Origin of the sequence: Flavobacterium anhuiense (genome assembly GCF_900101855.1) — a bacterium.
GTDB classification, from domain to species: Bacteria; Bacteroidota; Bacteroidia; order Flavobacteriales; family Flavobacteriaceae; genus Flavobacterium; species Flavobacterium anhuiense.
The window spans coordinates 392,119-410,116 of the sequence record NZ_FMVC01000007.1; the positions used below are offsets into that span (position 1 = coordinate 392,119).

Annotated in this window: 15 protein-coding genes and 2 pseudogenes; 11 read left to right on the forward strand and 6 right to left on the reverse strand. The window is 34.2% G+C overall.

Features of this window, described 5'->3' with window-relative positions:
* Positions 1-13: 13 nt before the first annotated feature.
* Positions 14-2,404 (reverse strand): TonB-dependent receptor, encoded by a 2,391-nt coding sequence (locus BLP44_RS19185; RefSeq protein WP_091135262.1) that lies wholly within the window; start codon positions 2,402-2,404, stop codon positions 14-16.
* Positions 2,405-2,511: 107 nt separating this feature from the next.
* On the opposite strand from BLP44_RS19185, the gene BLP44_RS19190 reads away from it, so the two are divergent.
* The 9 genes from BLP44_RS19190 (at position 2,512) to BLP44_RS19230 (ending at position 12,946) form a co-directional block, all read left to right on the forward strand.
* Positions 2,512-3,543, forward strand: coding sequence for a helix-turn-helix domain-containing protein (locus BLP44_RS19190; RefSeq protein WP_091135264.1), 1,032 nt, complete (start codon positions 2,512-2,514; stop codon positions 3,541-3,543).
* Between the two features lie 1,081 nt (positions 3,544-4,624).
* Positions 4,625-4,939: a hypothetical protein gene (locus tag BLP44_RS19195; protein ID WP_008467688.1), complete on the forward strand. Its 315-nt coding sequence runs from the start codon at positions 4,625-4,627 to the stop codon at positions 4,937-4,939.
* A 224-nt stretch (positions 4,940-5,163) separates the two neighbouring features.
* Complete coding sequence (locus BLP44_RS19200) at positions 5,164-5,853, forward strand: hydrolase (RefSeq protein WP_008467690.1); 690 nt, start codon at positions 5,164-5,166, stop codon at positions 5,851-5,853.
* Positions 5,854-6,025: 172 nt separating this feature from the next.
* The gene (locus BLP44_RS19205) at positions 6,026-7,813 is read left to right on the forward strand and encodes an amidohydrolase (RefSeq protein WP_091135266.1); all 1,788 of its coding nucleotides are present in this window, start codon (positions 6,026-6,028) and stop codon (positions 7,811-7,813) included.
* A gap of 5 nt (positions 7,814-7,818) precedes the next feature.
* A complete protein-coding gene (locus tag BLP44_RS19210) occupies positions 7,819-9,186 on the forward strand; it encodes an alginate export family protein (protein ID WP_091135267.1) in 1,368 nt (455 codons plus the stop codon).
* Positions 9,187-9,211: 25 nt separating this feature from the next.
* A complete protein-coding gene (locus BLP44_RS19215; RefSeq protein WP_008467693.1) occupies positions 9,212-9,772 on the forward strand; it encodes a 2'-5' RNA ligase family protein in 561 nt (186 codons plus the stop codon).
* 168 nt (positions 9,773-9,940) lie between these two features.
* The gene (locus tag BLP44_RS19220; protein ID WP_091135269.1) at positions 9,941-10,864 is read left to right on the forward strand and encodes a helix-turn-helix domain-containing protein; all 924 of its coding nucleotides are present in this window, start codon (positions 9,941-9,943) and stop codon (positions 10,862-10,864) included.
* Between the two features lie 256 nt (positions 10,865-11,120).
* Entirely contained in the window at positions 11,121-11,843 is a 723-nt protein-coding gene (locus tag BLP44_RS19225; RefSeq protein ID WP_091135271.1) for an SDR family oxidoreductase, read from the forward strand.
* 338 nt (positions 11,844-12,181) lie between these two features.
* Positions 12,182-12,946 carry an SDR family oxidoreductase gene (locus BLP44_RS19230; protein WP_091135274.1) on the forward strand — a complete coding sequence of 255 codons (765 nt, stop codon included), beginning with the start codon at positions 12,182-12,184 and terminating at the stop codon, positions 12,944-12,946.
* A 168-nt stretch (positions 12,947-13,114) separates the two neighbouring features.
* Here BLP44_RS19230 and BLP44_RS19235 read toward each other — a convergent pair whose 3' ends face one another.
* The 3 genes from BLP44_RS19235 to BLP44_RS19245 all read right to left on the reverse strand — a co-directional run bounded on the left by BLP44_RS19235 (position 13,115) and on the right by BLP44_RS19245 (position 15,450).
* Entirely contained in the window at positions 13,115-13,588 is a 474-nt protein-coding gene (locus tag BLP44_RS19235; protein WP_091135276.1) for a hypothetical protein, read from the reverse strand.
* A 123-nt stretch (positions 13,589-13,711) separates the two neighbouring features.
* Positions 13,712-14,416 carry a LytR/AlgR family response regulator transcription factor gene (locus BLP44_RS19240; RefSeq protein WP_091135279.1) on the reverse strand — a complete coding sequence of 235 codons (705 nt, stop codon included), beginning with the start codon at positions 14,414-14,416 and terminating at the stop codon, positions 13,712-13,714.
* On the reverse strand, positions 14,413-15,450 hold the full coding sequence (locus tag BLP44_RS19245; protein WP_066034217.1) for a sensor histidine kinase: 1,038 nt from the start codon (positions 15,448-15,450) through the stop codon (positions 14,413-14,415). Before BLP44_RS19245 ends, BLP44_RS19240 begins: the two co-directional genes overlap by 4 nt.
* A 173-nt stretch (positions 15,451-15,623) precedes the next feature.
* On the opposite strand from BLP44_RS19245, the gene BLP44_RS19250 reads away from it, so the two are divergent.
* Both BLP44_RS19250 and BLP44_RS19255 read left to right on the forward strand, forming a co-directional pair.
* Positions 15,624-17,009 (forward strand): TolC family protein, encoded by a 1,386-nt coding sequence (locus tag BLP44_RS19250; protein ID WP_091135281.1) that lies wholly within the window; start codon positions 15,624-15,626, stop codon positions 17,007-17,009.
* Between the two features lie 12 nt (positions 17,010-17,021).
* Positions 17,022-17,702, forward strand: a pseudogene (locus tag BLP44_RS19255) (efflux RND transporter permease subunit); the annotation flags it as partial.
* Here the strand turns inward: BLP44_RS19255 and BLP44_RS23280 are convergent.
* Both BLP44_RS23280 and BLP44_RS23285 read right to left on the reverse strand, forming a co-directional pair.
* Positions 17,700-17,876, reverse strand: a complete 177-nt coding sequence (locus tag BLP44_RS23280; protein WP_394363691.1) for an integrase core domain-containing protein — start codon at positions 17,874-17,876, stop codon at positions 17,700-17,702. The pseudogene BLP44_RS19255 and the gene BLP44_RS23280 sit on opposite strands and share 3 nt — an antisense overlap.
* Positions 17,849-17,924, reverse strand: a pseudogene (locus BLP44_RS23285) (integrase core domain-containing protein); the annotation flags it as partial. The gene BLP44_RS23280 and the pseudogene BLP44_RS23285, both read right to left, overlap by 28 nt.
* Positions 17,925-17,998 lie beyond the last annotated feature (74 nt).

The window sequence follows — 17,998 nt, forward strand, 5'->3', positions numbered from 1 at the left end:
TTGTATTAAAAATTTAATTATTTGATTTGCTGAAATAATATCTCAACTTTATGTAAAAAGCTCTACTTGGCTTTTGTAATGAGAAATTGTCATAAAGCTTGTTGTCAAGAAAGTTTTTGCATTCAAAAGCAATATTGTATTTCCCATTTGCCATGGTATAAACAGCATTTAAATCGTGGCTGAACTGCTGCGGAATTTCTAGTTTACTGTCCTTACTTCCCATACTTGGCCAAGACAAATAATACGTATGGACATAAAGCAGATTATAGCCAACAGACAGATTATTTCCTTTTTTCCAAACATTATTAAAGAACACTGTCGCATCTGCATTTCCAAAAAGGTATGGCATGTTTGGAATTCGGTCATTATAAAAAGGAGACACATAATTTTGATTTGGCTCGTACATTGTTTTGTTTCTAATATTCTGGTACGTTGCATTGAAACCAGCCGTAAAACGACTTCCATACGAGTATCTAATCTCACCATCGATACCATAATTGGTCACTTTTCCCTGATTGACATTTGTAGTCATCGTCTGATTATTATTCAATGTCGGACGAATAAAATCGACTGCATTTCGATGCAAAAGATTGACATCAAATGATAAAGCATTCTTTTCGTGGAAACTCGTCTGATAACTTGCTCCAATATTGTAGTTGTTACTAGATTCTGGTTTTAAAGAAAGGTTTCCTTCTAAATTATCATTTACATTACCAAATATTTCCTCTGGAGTTGGCAATCTATAAGTCTTTTCATAAGAAGCCTTTATCTGCAGATTACGTCTCAAGTAATAACTCGTAGCTGCACCGTAACCCGTTGTAGAAGTATGGTCTACATATTTCTGATAGGCAATATCTCCAGCGTTTCCAGACGGATTATAACTTCTTGAATAGGTAGTTTTTAATGAATAATCTTTTAAGAATACAGAAGTGCTCCATTTATCATTATAATCTAATTTATACCCCAACCCTAAAACATTTTTTTGTGTTTTTTTAGGCTGTTTATAAACCAAAGATTCTGGAACCAACTCGTCACTTTCTTTACGATCGAACGTATTAAACGTGTTATTGACCATAAAAGAATGTCTCTCGTTAAGTGAATAAGTTGCATTGGCCGTTGCAATACCATTGTTGTTATAGAACTTACGAAGCGTACGGCTTCTTTCTCCCCCAGCCCCTTCATACTGTTTGTAATCGCCAAACCAATTGTATCTTCTAAAAACGGTATCGATATTCTGTTCGTAACCAAAATTGTAATTCCCCGTTACATTAACATTCAGTCCTTTAGTAAATAAATCTTTAACCTGATATTTTAAAGTTGGCATTACAATGCTACCTTTTCTATAAATCTGTCCGAACACGCTAACCATTCTCGCACCTGTTTGTATATCGGCTTTATTTTCCCCTCCCGTAAAACCAATCATCAATTTATCGGCATATTTTTTCCCAGTTATTCCGACATTTAAAATCACTGTTTCGTTGCGGTATTTATCATGAAAACGTCGTACTCTCTGATTCGGAAAATAAGCTCCCGTATTTAAATCGGCCACATCAACATTTACCCAATAATCATTGTCAGAGTAGTTCTGAAAGGCATTAATTTCTGTAGTAAAACCACTCTTAGCAGTATAACCAGCGTTGATGCTTGAACGATGCGTATTAAAAGATCCGAAAGAATACGAAGCATCTACAAAAGTTCTTGGTTTGCTGTTGGTTACAATATTTATGGCACCTCCAAGGGCATCACCACCAAGCCAGATTGGCACAACACCTTTGTACACTTCTACACGATCGGCTAGATTGATCGGAATGTTATTCATTTGAAAAGAGGATCCAAAATTATCCATCGGAACTCCGTCAATAAAAACCTTAATCTGATTTCCTGAGAATCCGTTGATAGAAAGCTCTGATCTTGAACCCACTCCGCCCGCTTCACGGTTGCGAACACCAGAAACACGGTCTAAAGCATGCGATAAATCTAGAGTTGAATTATGAAGTTTTTTAGCATCAATAGCTGTTACACTGTAAGCTTGTTTATTTACCTTGTCAGTTTGCGATCTTCCTAGAACTGTTACACTTTCTAACTCCTGCAATTCGCTATCCATTGTAATTGAAACCTCTAAATTACCTGAGACTTCAATTTGTTTTTTCTGAACCGCAAATCCCATTGCAGAGATTTTCAGCGTATGTTTTCCTGATGGTACATTTTTTAAAATATAGTTTCCGTTTTCATCCGAAATAACACTCAAACCAGTTTTTTCGATAATGACTGTTGCAAACGGTATTGTTTCTCCAGAATTTTCGACCACCTTGCCAGTTACCGTAAAACCTTGATTTTGCTGGGAAAATAATAAGAACGTAGTTAGAAAAAATAAAGTGGCAAATAAAAATTTTTGAGTTGACATATATTTAATTAGACTAATTATAAATAACTTTGCTGCAAAAATACCATCTACATCTTGAAAAAAGATAGGGAAAAACGGATTATTATTTTGTAAAAACGGATTATATTTTGAAAATCAAAGCCACACTTCTAACCTCTGAAACGCCAATCATTAAAATTCAAATTGGAGATAAATATTATCCAAAAAGTATTTTAAAAGAAGAAAACATCAACATTCAAAATGGAAATTCTGAAAAAATTATAAGCTGTCATCTCATCACCGAAGGATTAGTTCTCCTTGATACTCAGATGTATTATTCAACTCCTAGAACCGTAATGTTTGAAATCGATGAAGAATCGGTTGTGATGAATTTTATTTATAGCAGTAATGTTGAAACTCATATTGATCAATTGGAAAGTGAAAAGTATTCTAAAAAAAACACGCATAATATTTTTTATACCAATAATTTTAAAGGTTTCTTTACAATACCGGCTCTCACAAACATCAATTACATGTCTATTATTCTTTCCAAAGAATTTTATTATAATATAATTAATGAAGATTGGCAGCTTCATGAGAAATTTTCAAAAAAAATACTCAATAAACAATCTACTTATTTAACCTCAAAATACCTTCCTTTTACACCTGCAATTCAGTGGGTAACATCCGAAATAAAAAATTGTTCTCGCGAAGGCTTATTAAAAAGAATTTATATCGAAAGTAAAATTAAGGAACTTCTTATTCATCAACTTGAGGCTCTAACTATTAAACCTTTGCAAACCGAAAATATAAACCAAGAAGAATACGGCAAACTTTTGGAAGCTAAAAAAATATTAGAAAACGATTATAGAAATACACCTACTCTACCTGAACTTTCCAGACTTATTTCGTTAAACGAATTCAAGCTCAAAAAAGGTTTTAAAGTTTGTTTTGGCACAACTGTCAAAAGCTATATCATAAAATTGAGAATGGAACATGCCAAAGAATTGTTTCAAAGCAAAACCGCTACGGTAAGCGAAGCGGCCTATAAATGCGGCTACAAAGACGTTTCGCATTTTTCGGCAGCATTTAAAAGCTATTACGGTTTCTCGCCTCAAAAGTTCAAAATCAATGCCGATAGTATTCAATTTTGGCTAATTGGCTTTTCATTATTGTGGTAAAAAAAAAGGGTCTTAAAATTACGTCCGTCGACTTAATCTTAAAACCCTAAAAAAATTAGACATTAATGTATATTGCAAACTTATATACAAATACCCACGATCAAATGAATATGTCAAAATTTCAATGTAAAAACGTTTCTCCAAAAACAGTTTTTTATAGAAATTAAATGATCCCCAAAAAGGTAAAGGCCATCACCGTTTTCAAATTTCTACAAACCAAAATTAAAATTCGCAAAATAGATAACCTTACGGTTTTCCTCATTGTGTGAAAAAATTAACATTCTTAACTTTAACTTAAAAGCTTAAGTTACTGTACCGCAAAACATTGACAAAATTCTATTTAACGTAAATTTGTCAAATAAAATACTAGTTTCTAAACTAGATGGCCTCTAAAATTATATTTCTTATTCTAGATTAAGAGCTCTCTTTGTCTTCATCGCATACATTTGCAATGTAGATTAGAAGTTCTATTAAAAACTGAAATCGAAAACAAGAAAAACTTAGTATCTGAGCATCTTAGAACTTAAAAAAAACTTTCTTATTCTAGATTAAGTTGAAGCAAAATGGGAACTAATACATTTGCAATATATATTACAAGTTCTTTCAAAAACTGAAATCAAAAACAAGAAGAAAATTCAGTATCTGAGCATCTTAGCATCTTAGAAACTTAGAAACAAAAATGGGAACTAATACATTTGCAATATAAATTACAAGTTCTGTCAAAAACTGAAATCAAAAACAAGAAGAAAATTCAGTATCTGAGCATCTTAGCATCTTGGAAACTTAAAAAAATCTTTTCTTATTCTAGATTAAGTTGAAGCAAAATGGGAACTAATACATTTGCAATATAAATTACAAGTTCTGTCAAAAACTGAAATCAAAAACAAGAAGAAAACTTAGTATCTGAACATCTTAGCATCTTAGAAACTTAAAAAAAATCTTTTCTTGTTCTAGATTAAGTTGAAGCAATAATGAAAGCAATAAATTTGTAAAGTAAAATCGCAAGGTCTGCGAAACTGAAATTCTAAAATAAAAAAACTTAGAATCTTAGCACCTCAGAACCTCAGAAACTAAAAAGAAAATGAAAACACTTGAATTCTTATTACTTGGAAAAAACGAAGCGATTCTGGCCATTTTACTTCGCCTTGTAAATGCTTATGAAGACTGGAATGCAGTCGCATTTAGCAACGAAATAGAAGCTCAGGACTATTTTCAGAATCACAAAATCGATGTTGTGCTATTGAGCTCCGGAATCGAAGACCATGTCGAAAAAGAATTTACTTTATTTTGCTTACAACAACAGCCAGACGTAGAAGTAATTGAACATTTTGGCGGAGGAAGCGGATTATTAAAGTCCGAAATCCTTCACCGATTACATCTAAAAGGAAAAATTTAGGTACCGCATTTTTCTCTTTTAAAAATTCATTAAAAGCTTAACGAATATCATTTAACGAATATCCAATTTTTAATAACGATATATCGCTAGGATCACTATCGCCTTTTCTGAAAAACCTTTTAAAATCAATACATTACAAACAAGGCATTTATTTTGAATGCAAGACACTGAAAATCAAATACAAAATATTTAAAACCTTTATTTAACAACAAAATCAAATTATCATGAAAAAATTAATCCTTACAGCAGTTTTATCTTTAGTAACTTTTATCGGATTCGCTCAAAAACCAAGTCCGTCACTTTTAGACCCTACAAATCACAGTCTAGTTTTAATAGATTACGAAAGCCAGATGGCATTTGCAGTAAGCAACATTCCAATTGACCAATTGCGCAACAACACGGCTCTAGTAGCTGGGGCTTCAAAAATATTCAAAGTACCGACTATCGTTACAACTGTTGCCGAAAAATCTTTTAGCGGACCTGTTTTTAGAGAAATTGAAGAATTCTACCCACAAAAAACTTCAAACTATATTGATCGTACCACAATGAATACTTGGGAAGACGCTCCTGCGCGCAAAGCAATCATTGCAACTGGTAAAAAGAAAATCGTATTTGGCGGTTTATGGACAAGTGTTTGTATTGTTGGACCAGTTTTATCAGCTATCAACGAAGGATATGATGTTTATGTAATTACAGATGCAAGTGGTGACGTTTCTAAAGAAGCTCATGAAATGGCTGTAACTCGTATGGTTCAAGCTGGTGCACATCCTATAACTTCATTACAATATTTATTAGAATTACAGCGTGACTGGGCTCGTCAGGAAACTTATGTGCCTGTAACCGATTTAGTTAAAAAATACGGCGGAGCTTATGGTGTAGGTGTTCAATATGCACACGAAATGTTGAAACACTAATAATTTCAGAAATTAAAAAATTGAGAATTAAAAATTAAAAAATCTTCTAGATCCGCTAAACCTGCGTGAAAAACTAAAAGTTTGAATCTCTTTTTTAAAGATATTTTACTTAACCTTTAATTTTTAATTCTCAATTTTTAATTAAATCTACCAAACCAAAAATACCACAATCATGAAACTCTCTTTCAAACTAATAGCCTTTCTTTTAATCATTTCCCTCCCTGTTTTTGGACAAAATAAAAAAGCTACACTCATTGTTCATAATGCCATAATTCATACTCTGGACAATAAAAATACAGTTGTTGAAGCTATGGCTGTTGCAGATGGAAAAATCCTAAAAACGGGCAAAAGCAGTGAAATCTTAAAATTAAAAGACAAAAAAACAACAATAATCGATGCCAAAGGAAGAACGATTATTCCTGGCATATTCGATTCTCATATGCATATTATCCGAGGCGGAAGATTTTACAATACAGAATTGCGTTGGGATGGTGTTCGTTCTCTAAAAAGAGCTTTAGCTATGTTAAAAGAACAGGCACAAAGAACGCCAAAAGGACAATGGGTGCGTGTTGTGGGCGGGTGGAATGCTTATCAATTTGAAGAAAAAAGACTTCCAACTTTAGCAGAAATCAATGACGCAACGGGTGAGGTTCCAACATTTATTCTTCATTTATATGGACATGCTTATTTGAACAAAGCAGGTTTAGAAGCTTTGAAAATTGATTCCAACACGCCAAATCCAAATGCAGGATTGATTGAAAAAGATCCAAACGGAAATCCAACAGGATTATTGGTGGCAGAACCAAATGCTTTCATTCTATATTCGACTCTTGCGAAACTTCCCGAATTGACTCAAGAAGAAAAATTCAATTCGACTAAACAATTTATGACCGAAATGAATCGTCTTGGCGTAACTGCAATTATGGATGCTGGAGGCGGATTTCAAAATTTTCCTGATGATTATGGTGTAACCAATGGTTTATGCAAAGACAGCGATTTAACCGTTAGAATGCCTTATTATTTGTTTGCGCAAAAAGCAGGGACAGAGTTAAACGATTACACCAAATGGATGCAAACCGTTGAAATTGGCGAAGGCTGTGATGACGATCATCATTCGGATAAAGTAGAATATCACGTTCAGGGTGCTGGAGAAAATTTGGTAATGAGCGCAGGAGATTTTGAAAACTTCGACAAACCAAGACCGGAATTAAGTCCAGCGATGGAAGGACAATTAAAAGAAGTATTATCTTTATTAGTGAAAAATAGATGGCCTTTCAGAATTCACGCTACTTACAATGAAAGCATCACTAGATTTTTAAACGTAATAGAAGACATCAACAAAGAAACACCTTTAAACGGGCTTTTATGGTTCTTTGATCATGCTGAAACGGTATCTACAGAAAATTTAAAACGAATTAAAGCTTTAAATGGCGGAATCGCAATCCAGCATAGGATGGCGTATCAAGGAGAAAGTTTCATTAAAAGATATGGAAAAACAGCTGCTTCAAACACAGTTCCATTAAAGAAAATGTTCGAGCTAGGAATTAAAGTCGGAATGGGAACTGACGGAACACGCGTAGCAAGCTACAATCCTTGGGTTGGTTTATATTGGCTCACAACAGGAAAAACTTTGGGCGGCTTAAAATATATGAATGATGAAAATATTGTTGACAGAAACACTGCTTTAAAACTATTCACATACGGAAGCGCCCAATTAATCAATATTGAAAAAGATCGAGGAATGCTGGCATCTGGAAAATTGGCCGATTTCGCTATTCTTTCTGACGATTACTTCTCGACTTCTGAAGAAAAAATCTTAAATATCGAATCAAAACTTACAGTAGTAAACGGAAAAGTAGTTTACGCTGATAATGACTTTAGAACCTTTGCCAACGAAAAACCAAAAGCAATTCCAGACTGGAGTCCGGTAAATTACTTTGGAGGTTATCAAAAAAACTAATTCAAATGAAAAACACATTCTTCTTATTGTTGCTTTTGGGAATCATTTTTTCTGCAAATGCACAACAAAAACCAGTTTTCCAAAGGCTGCGATATGAGGATGATTTCACTTATCTAAAAGCAGATTCGATCAAAACTTTATACGAGAGAATCAAATATATTCCGTTAGGAAAAAACGATAAATATTATGCCTCAATTGGCGGTGAAGCAAGGCTTCAGTACACTTATACCGTCAATAACAAATGGGGAGACGAAGCTGATGACGATGGCTATTTACTTTCCCGATATCTGTTTCATGCAAATGTTCAATTAGGAGTTTTCAGAACCTTTTTTGAATTGCAAAGCAGTTTAGCAAATGGCAAAACAGATCCCAGTCCAGTTGACGAAAATCAGCTAGACATTCATCAGGCTTTTCTCGATATTGATTTTATTAAAGAAGAAAATGAGCAATTGACATTGCGTTCTGGAAGACAAGAAATGATGTACGGTTCACAGCGTTTAATTGCAGTGCGTGAAGGTCCAAACAGTCGACTTGCTTTTGATGCAGTAAAACTATTTTATAAAAAAAACAACTGGCAATCAGACGCATTTTTCACGCATCCTATTGTCAATAAACAAGGAACTTTTAATGATAGTTTTAATGAAAACGCTAAATTTTGGGGAAGTTATACTGTAATTCACAAAGTGCCTTTCATTCAGAACATCGATCTGTATTATTTAGGTTTATGGAAAAGCCGATCTGTTTTTGATGATGCCATTGGTGAAGAAAACAGACAATCTATTGGAACCCGAATCTGGAAAAATAAAGGAACATGGAAATACGATTTTGAAGGCGTTTACCAATTTGGAAACATCAATCAAAAAACAATTTCAGGCTGGACACTTTCATCTTTTGCCTGTTATACTTTCGAAAACATAAAATATACGCCTGAAATCGGGTTGAAAACAGAAATCATTTCTGGCGATAAAAATTCGGGAGATGCTCACTTACAAACTTTTAATCCGTTATATCCAAGAGGCGCTTATTTTGGATTAGTTGCCTTAATTGGCCCTTCTAATTTAATAGATGTTCATCCTTCAATTAATTTTAGTTTATCGGAAAAATGGACACTTGGAATTGATTACGATATTTTCTGGAGACAAACCTTGAGTGACGGTATATATGCCCCTAACATGCAGCTTTTATATTCTGGAAAAGACACAACGGAACGTTTTATTGGTTCGCAATTAATTTCGAATGTAAACTACGACATGAATAATCATTTAGGATTTACACTAGAAACGGGTTGGTTTAATGCGGGCAGCTTTTTAAAAGAAGTGGGGTCTGGAAAAGATTATTTTTACGCCGCATTGACAGCACAATTTAAATTTTAAATTTGTGTAATTCAAAATCCTAAAAATGGAAAAAACATATTCGGTTGTATTTTATTCAAAAGATTTAGTTGAACCCGTTAAAAAGCTGAAAGATTTTTTAAGAAGCAAAATTGATTGGTACAACAGCTGCAATTCTGAAGCTCATATTACGATTTGTGAATTTACAATCGACGAATCTGAGTTCGATTCAATTAAACAAAAGCTTTCTAAAATTTCAGATACTTTTTTCCCTTTCCCCGTATCATTAAATCATTTTGATGCTTTCCAAAATAGCGGCGCTTTTTTTATAGGTGTAACCGAAGATTCAAAAAATAATCTAGTGCCTATCATGAAAAAGATTCATGAAGCCTTTAAGTTTTTAAAACTCAAAAAAAGTGATAATCCGCACTTGTCAATCGGAAGAAGATTAACACCCGAAAACCTTAAAATAGCTTCTGAGCTTTTTACCACAATTGATCTTGAATTTGAATGCAATGAAATTGTTTTAAGGGAATTCGATCCCAAAGTAAAACAGTTTTTTGTAATTGATGCTTTTCCTTTCGGAAGCAATCCTAAGCCAGAGTTCGTACAGGGGAGTTTGTTTTAACCGCAAAGAGCGCAAAGTTTTTTCGCGAGGTTCGCAAATATTTTACACAAACCTTTGCGAACTTTGCGTTTTTATAGACTGTCTAAATCAAAAAAAACTTGCACCCTTTGCGGTTAAACTCACAAAGCTTATTTTTTCGTATATTTGAATTTCGCAATTCATCACAATATGAAATCCCTAGATTCATTTTACCACGATATTACCGAAGGTTCTACAGTTGATCCTACTTCATTATTGCCAAACGACATCCAGAAAGAAATCGGACACTTTAATGTCTTTGATATAAAAGAACTTCTCGAACGCATGAAAGGAAAGCCTGGAATGCCTTATGACAGAAGAGCCTACTACAAAATAAGTTTGATAAAAGGCCATAATAGAGCCGAATACGCCGATAAAGTAATCGAAATAGAAAAACAGGGATTGTTATTTGCAACACCAAAAATTCCGTATAACTATTTACCGCAAGACACCAATCAAGGCGGTCATTTTTGTGTTTTTACAAGCGAGTTTTTATCTAAAAGCAAAAGCGGAATCGATCTCGATGAACTTCCGATTTTTGCCTCAGCTGGTTATCCTATTTTTCAGCTTTCAGACGAAGAAGTTTCCGAAGTAGAATTGATTTTCAATAAAATACAAAAAGAAATCAACTCTGATTATATCTACAAATACGATTTAATTCGAAATTATGTTGCAGAGTTAATTCACTTCGGACAAAAACTACAGCCTATTACCGCGTTATATTCCAAACACAATTCGGCAGCAAGAGTTTCTTCTTTATTTGCTGAATTGTTAGAAAGACAATTCCCGATAGAATCGCCAAATCAAAGATTAGAATTGAGAACAGCAAAAGATTTTGCAGAGCGATTATCTGTTCATGTAAATCATTTAAATAAAGTTTTAAAGGAAAGCACCGGAAAAACCACAACAGAATTAATCAGTAACCGATTAACAAACGAAGCCAAAATCCTTTTAAAACAAACCGATTGGAATATTTCTGAAATTGCCTATTCTCTTGGTTTTGAAGAATTAGCGCATTTTTCTAATTTCTTTAAAAAACAAACGTCCTTTACGCCGTTGGCTTTTAGGAGTTAGATATTTTAGATTTTAGATTGCTGATTTTAGATTTTAGATTTTAGATTGTTGCCAATAGTGACCCTTAGACTCCGCTCAGGAAGACAAAAAATGCGAACCAGAATCTTTAATTATCAATTTTTAATTTTTAATTTTTAATTTTTAATTTTTAATTAATCTATCTGATTTGAATTTCGCAAACATCGGTTTGATATTTACAACTACCCAAGTCTACTTCGCTCCTACCTTTGTCTTATCAAATTAAAAGAACGAAAAGATGAATTTATCAGACAACAAAATTTTAATAACTGGCGGTGCAAGCGGTATCGGACTTGGACTTGCCGAACGATTTATTCAGGAAAACAATACCGTAATTATCTGCGGAAGAAGAGCTTCTCTTCTAGAAGAAGTAAAAGCTAAATTTCCGTCGATTATTACTAAAGTATGCGATTTGTCTATAGAAGAGGAACGCATTGCGCTTTATCAATGGATTGCAGCAAATCATCCTGATTTAAATGTTTTAGTCAATAATGCTGGAATTCAAAACTGGATGAACATAACAGATGCTGACTTTTACAATAACATGAAAAATGAGCTTGCCACAAACATCGAAGCTCCTTTGCATTTAACTTCGCTATTTATTCAGTTGTCCTCGCTAAAAACAGTGATGAATGTAACTTCTGGACTGGCATTTTCTCCTTTTGCAAAAGTCCCGGTTTATTCGGCTACAAAAGCATTTTTCAGATCATTTACACTTTCGCTTCGTCATTTATTAAGAGAAAAAAATATTGAAGTGGTAGAAATTATTCCACCCGCATTAAACACAGATTTAGGCGGAATTGGTCTTCACGACGCACATCCAAGCGTAAGCAGTTTTATCGAATCTATTTTCGAACAATTGAAAGTAGGAAAACAAGAACTAACTTTCGGAACCAGCGAAACGAGATTAAATGCAAGCGCAGAAGATTTGAGAAATCATTTTAATGCAATGCATTCTTAATTTTTAATTAAACACATAGAAACATAGATTTTTGTAGTGAATAAAAGGCGTTTCACTTTTAATAAAACACATAGGCTTTGTGTTAGAAACTAGTTTCTTTATATAATCTTCTAAAGAAAAACAAAATCTATGTTTCTATGTGTTAAAAAAATAAACACAACTATTTGTCTTCATGAGCGTAGCCAAAGGACATTCTGACTATAAAGGTCTTCGACTCCGCTCAGACTGACAACAAACAACAAACAACAAACAACAAACAATAAACAATAAACAATAAACAATAAACAATAAACAATAAACAATAAACAATAAACAATAAACAATAAACAGTATATAAGATGGCAGTAAATACAAAAATAGCTCTAGTTACAGGCGGTAGCAGAGGTTTAGGAAAAAATATGGCAATTGCGATTGCAAAAAAAGGATTGGACGTAATTATTACGTACAACAGCAAAAAAGAAGAAGCTGATTTGGTGGTAAAAGAAATCGAAAACTTAGGTCAAAAAGCGGCTGCATTACAATTAAACGTTGCAGAATCAGGAACTTTTGATGCTTTCTTCGATCAAGTAAAAACAGTTTTGAAAGATACTTTTAAAACAGACAAATTTGATTTTTTAGTGAATAATGCCGGAATCGGAATTCATAATTCGTTCATTGGAACAACTGAAGCTGAATTTGATCAATTGACTAATATTCAGTTTAAAGGACCATTTTTCTTAACGCAAAAAGGACTTAACGTAATGAATGACGGCGGCGGAATCGTAAACATCTCAACTGGTTTGGCGAGATTCTCTTTCCCAGGTTATGCAGCTTATGCTTCTATGAAAGGCGCAATGGAAACTTTGACAAAATATCAGGCAAAAGAATTGGGTGCAAGAAAAATTAGAGCTAATATAGTGGCGCCTGGCGCTATCGAAACTGATTTTGGAGGCGGAGTCGTTCGTGACAACGAGCAAATGAACCAGCAGATTGCTTCTGTAACAGCTTTAGGAAGAGTTGGTCTTCCTGATGATATTGGCGGTGTGGTTGCCTTTTTATGCACTGAAGACGCCCGCTGGATAAATGCTCAAAGAATTGAAGCTTCTGGAGGAATGATGCTTTAATTTAGTTGATGGTTGATGGTTTATAGTTGATGGTTAGCGGTACTTCATAACTCATAACTCATAACCATAACTCATAACTCATAACTCATTATAAAAAACAAAACCCGATAAGCATTAAAAACTTATCGGGTTTGTCATTTCAAATAATATTTGAATTAGTAAAGCTGTTTAATTTTTTTCGACAGAGACTTCAAAATCTCCTTCTGCGTCAAAAACTATATCATAAAATTTAGTATCTTTTGTTACGCCTACTTCGTAGGTTGTTTTTTTCTTATCGTCTACCACCATTGCAATTTCTTGAATGGCTTTTGCTTTGTAATTCTTTTTTAGATAAGACTGTGCTTTTATCGGAAGTTGTTTAAACGGAATCTGCAGCTCATATGCTTTCATGTTTCCCAGATTATCGTAAATCGCCACCGCTTTGGTTCTATCGTCTACATTATATCGCGCTTCAAATCGAATTTCATCTGCATCATCTCCCACATATTCTTCAGACCAGACTGGCACTTTTCCAGGATATTCTCTCTCAAAAGCAAATCGAACCTTTTCTGGTGGTGTAATTACCTTTTTCATATTGGTTCCCTCTTGAGCTATTAAAAAACTACTGCATAAAAAAGTAAAAGATAAAAACACGTTTTTCATAGTTTCATTTTTTAAAATTAAACTTTAATAACGTATTAAAAGTACTACTTTTTTATTAAGATAACATGAAGATTTTAACATTTTTTTCAAGCACAAAAATCGCTCTAAAATCAATGGTTGCAATTACAATTCGAGCTTTTTTAGTCTATCGGTCAACTCTCTTTTGTACGTAATTCCGATTGGAATTCTTTCGTTTTTGATGACTACAAAATCTTTTTCGGTTGCATCGATTTTATCCAACGCCACGATATACGATTTGTGAATGCGCATAAAACTCTTTTCTGGAAGGCATTTCTCAAATTCTGTCGTAGTTATCGAAGCCAGATACGTTCTTTTTGTCGTATGAAGTTTTACATAATTGCCAAAACTCTGTGCATATAAAAGCTGGTCTAATTCAATATCCATTAAATAGCCATCTACTTTTACGCTAACCGAATTTACCGTTTCTTCCGCCTTTTGTTTTACACTTTCGGTTGCAAAAAATCGGTCAATTGCTTTTAGAAATCTTGGGAAATAAATGGGCTTCAGCAAATAATCAATTACACCGTAATCGTAGCTTTCTAGAGCAAATTCAGAATACGCTGTAGTCAAAATGGTTTTAGGATGTGTCGGAAGAATTTTAAGCAGTTCCATTCCAGAAATCTCAGGCATATTAATATCCAAAAACATTAAATCGACTGGATTCTCTCTGAGATAATTCATCGCTTCAATGCCGTTGTATCCTTGAAAAACCAATTCTAACTGCGGATTCTGTTTGATATAATTGGCCAGAACATAATGCGCGGCAGGTTCATCGTCTACAATAATACATCTTTTCGTTTCTTTCATCCTACAAACTTTTTAAGCTGTATTTCCAAATCTACAATATAAGTCTGTTTATCGTCTTTTATATCTAATTTATAGTCTTTTCCATAAATTAAATTCAGACGTTCAATAGTATTTTTTAAACCAATTTTGGTAGAAACCACATCATTTTTCTTCGGAATTGAATTGGCAACATGAAGATGCAGCAATCCGTTTTCTACAGAAATGGTAATTGTCACAAAACATTTTTCAATAGCGCAGGTTCCGTGTTTAAAAGCATTTTCAATAAATGCAATTAGAAGCATCGGAGAAATTTTATAGGTGTATTCGTTATCTACTTTATTTTCAAAAGTAATATCACATCTATAGCCAACACGTTCTTTTTCAAGCTGAACATAGCTATTTATAAACTCCAGTTCGTCTTCTAAAGATACACATTGTTTGCTATTGCTTTCCAATTGATAGCGCATTAATTGCGAAACCTTCATAATCAAATCGGGCGTTCTGTCTGGAAACTGAAGGCTGATGCCGTAAAGTGTATTAAAAGTATTAAACAAAAAATGCGGATTTAATTGTCCTTTCAATGAATTTAATTGCATTTGATTGAACAATAAAGCCGCATCGGTTTGTTTTCTGTGAATACGATAAAATTTAAAAACAATAATCGGACTGAGAATGCAGACCAAAGTTCCTAAAACACTTGCCAATTGGTACACATAACTTCTCTGATGCGAATTTTGGTACAAATGACATTTGGCAAACATATCCAGCATGGTAATTTCATACAAAATGACCGAGAATACAAAAACACCAAAAAGCGTCAGGATAATATAAGTGAAAGGTTTATTGGCTTTGAATAAAATTGGAAGTAAAAAAAAGCGGTTAAACTGCGCATGCATGTATAAAATGCAATAAAAAAATATCCCCATCAAAATAGAAACGAAGGAGCTAAAAAGCATCCAGTCATTCTTAAGGGTATAAATTGTAAATGAAAAAAGGACAACGGCAACCTCCTGCCACCATTTGTTATCCAATATGTTATCAATTTTTTTGTTCATTCTTAATTGTGAAATAGTTTACAAAGTACGCACAAATATTTAATTATTTTTTTCAAAAAATGACCAATTCAATTCGTCATTTACTAGTGCAGTACATCACTTAACCTGACTTTTATCAGTGTAAGAGAAATAAATTTGTTGCATCAAAAATATTCTATATCACACTTGAGTTTATGTATTTCAAAAAAATTACCTTATTATTTTTGTTGATTTTTGCCTCAGCCGGCTACGCTCAAACCCTGTCTTTAAAAGAAGCCATAAAGATAGGACTTGAAAACTACGGTTCTATCCGAGCAAAAAACAATTACACCAATGCATCAAAAGAGACTCTAAAACAATCTCGCCGTGATTATCTGCCAAACTTGAATTTATCGGCTCAGCAGGATTACGGAACTGTAAACGGACAAAACGGACCGCTTTATGGTTTTGGAGGTTTAGGAGTTGCTTCATCAGGACTTCCGTTGCCAGAACAAAACTGGAATTCGGCATTTGGTGCGCTTTATTTAGTCAATATGAACTGGGATTTTTTCACTTTCGGAAAAACACAGGAAAAAATCAATTTATCTAAAATTGATGTTCAGGCTAAAGAAAAAGATTTAGCACAGGAAAAATTCCAGCAGGAAATCAAAATCTCAGCGGCTTATTTAAATTTATTGGCGAGCCAAAGATTACTGATTTCACAAGAAAAAAACCTTTCTCGTGCAGAAGTTTTTAAGAAAACAGCCGTTGCGAGAGTTAAAAACGGATTATTGGCCGGAGTCGATTCTACCTTGGCTACAGCCGAAGTTTCTAAAGCAAAAATGGCTTTAAACCTAGCTAAAAATTTCGTTAAGGAACAAAACAACAAATTAGTCGATTTAATGGGCGTTGCACCGCAGGATTTTGTTGCCGATACTCTTTTTGTAACTCAGATTCCGAAAGAATTGGTAACCAAAGAAACGGCTACAGACAGTCTTCACCCATTGTTACAATTCTATAAGACGAAAATCGATTACAGCAATCAGCAGGTTAAATTGTACAAACGATTCTATTATCCAACCATGAGTGCATTTGGCGTTTTACAGACCAGAGCCTCGGGATTTGATTCTTCTTATGCCACCAATCAAAACGCTTTTACTAGAAATTATTGGGATGGCGTAAATCCAGACCGCACGAACTATTTAGTTGGTGTTGGAATTACGTGGAATTTAACCACACCTTTCCGTTCAAGCAAACAAGTAAGCGCTCAGAAATTTGTATCTCAAGCTCTGCAGGAAGAATACAATCAGGCTGATAGAGAACTGAAATCTCAGCTGGCTTTCGCCGAAGATAAAATCAAAATCACTTTGGAAAATTATGCCGAAGCGCCAATTCAGGTTGATGCCGCACAAAGAGCTTACATTCAGAAATCGGCATTATATAAAAATGGTTTAACCGATCTAACCGATTTAACACAAACCATTTACACGCTGAACCGTGCTGAAATCGATCGAGATATTGTCAATAATAATGTGTGGCAGTCGTACTTATTGAAAGTCGCTGCAACAGGAAATTTTGACTTATTTATAAATGAATTTTAATTATAAATCCTAATGAATTTAATACGTTTTGCACTCCGCAAACCCATTTCCATTTTAGTACTGGTTGCGGGTCTATTTTTCTTCGGAATTGGTGCCATCAAAGACATTAAGGTAGATATTTTACCAAAAATGAATTTGCCGGTTATCTACATTGCGCACCCGTTTGGAGGTTATACGCCAGACCAGATGGAAGCTTATTTTGCCAAAAACTACGTAAACGTTTTACCTTTCTCAAACGGTATCAAATCGGTAGAAACTAAAAATATTCAGGGGTTAATGATTATGAAATTAACCTATTATGAAGGAACCAATATGGCGCAGGCAGCTGCCGAGTTAAGTGCGCTTTCAAACAGAATCCAAGCGGTTTTCCCTCCAGGGACACAACCTCCTTTTATCATTCGTTTTGATGCTTCTTCACTTCCAATCGGACAGTTGGTTTTGAGCAGTAAAATCAGATCCAACAACGAATTGCAGGATTTGGCCAACGTTTATGTTCGTGCTTCTTTTACTTCAATTCCTGGTTTGTTATCTCCAGCACCATTTGGAGGAAGCCCAAGAACTATTGAGATCAACGTAGATCCAGATTTACTGCGTTCGCACAATATGACGCCAGATCAAATCGTAGAAGCGATTCGTTTGAACAACCAGACGGCTCCATCAGGAAACGTTCGTATGGGCTGTAAAAGTTACTTATTTCGGTAACGGATTTATCATTTCGATTGGCTTTTTTCCATCAATTCCCTGATGCGGTCTTTCATGATTGTAATAATATAAATATTGCAGCAATTCCTCTTTTAACTCTTCTTGAGAATCAAAATCAGTATCTCGCAATAAATCCTCTTCCAGAGTTCTCCAAAACCTCTCCACCTTGCCGTTTGTCTGTGGGCGGTAAGGTCTGGTGTATCTGTGTACGATCCCGAGCTCCATCAGCATTCTTTCGAAAGGATGCTGATTTTTTACCTTGCTGGTTTTAATTCCAAATTCAGCTC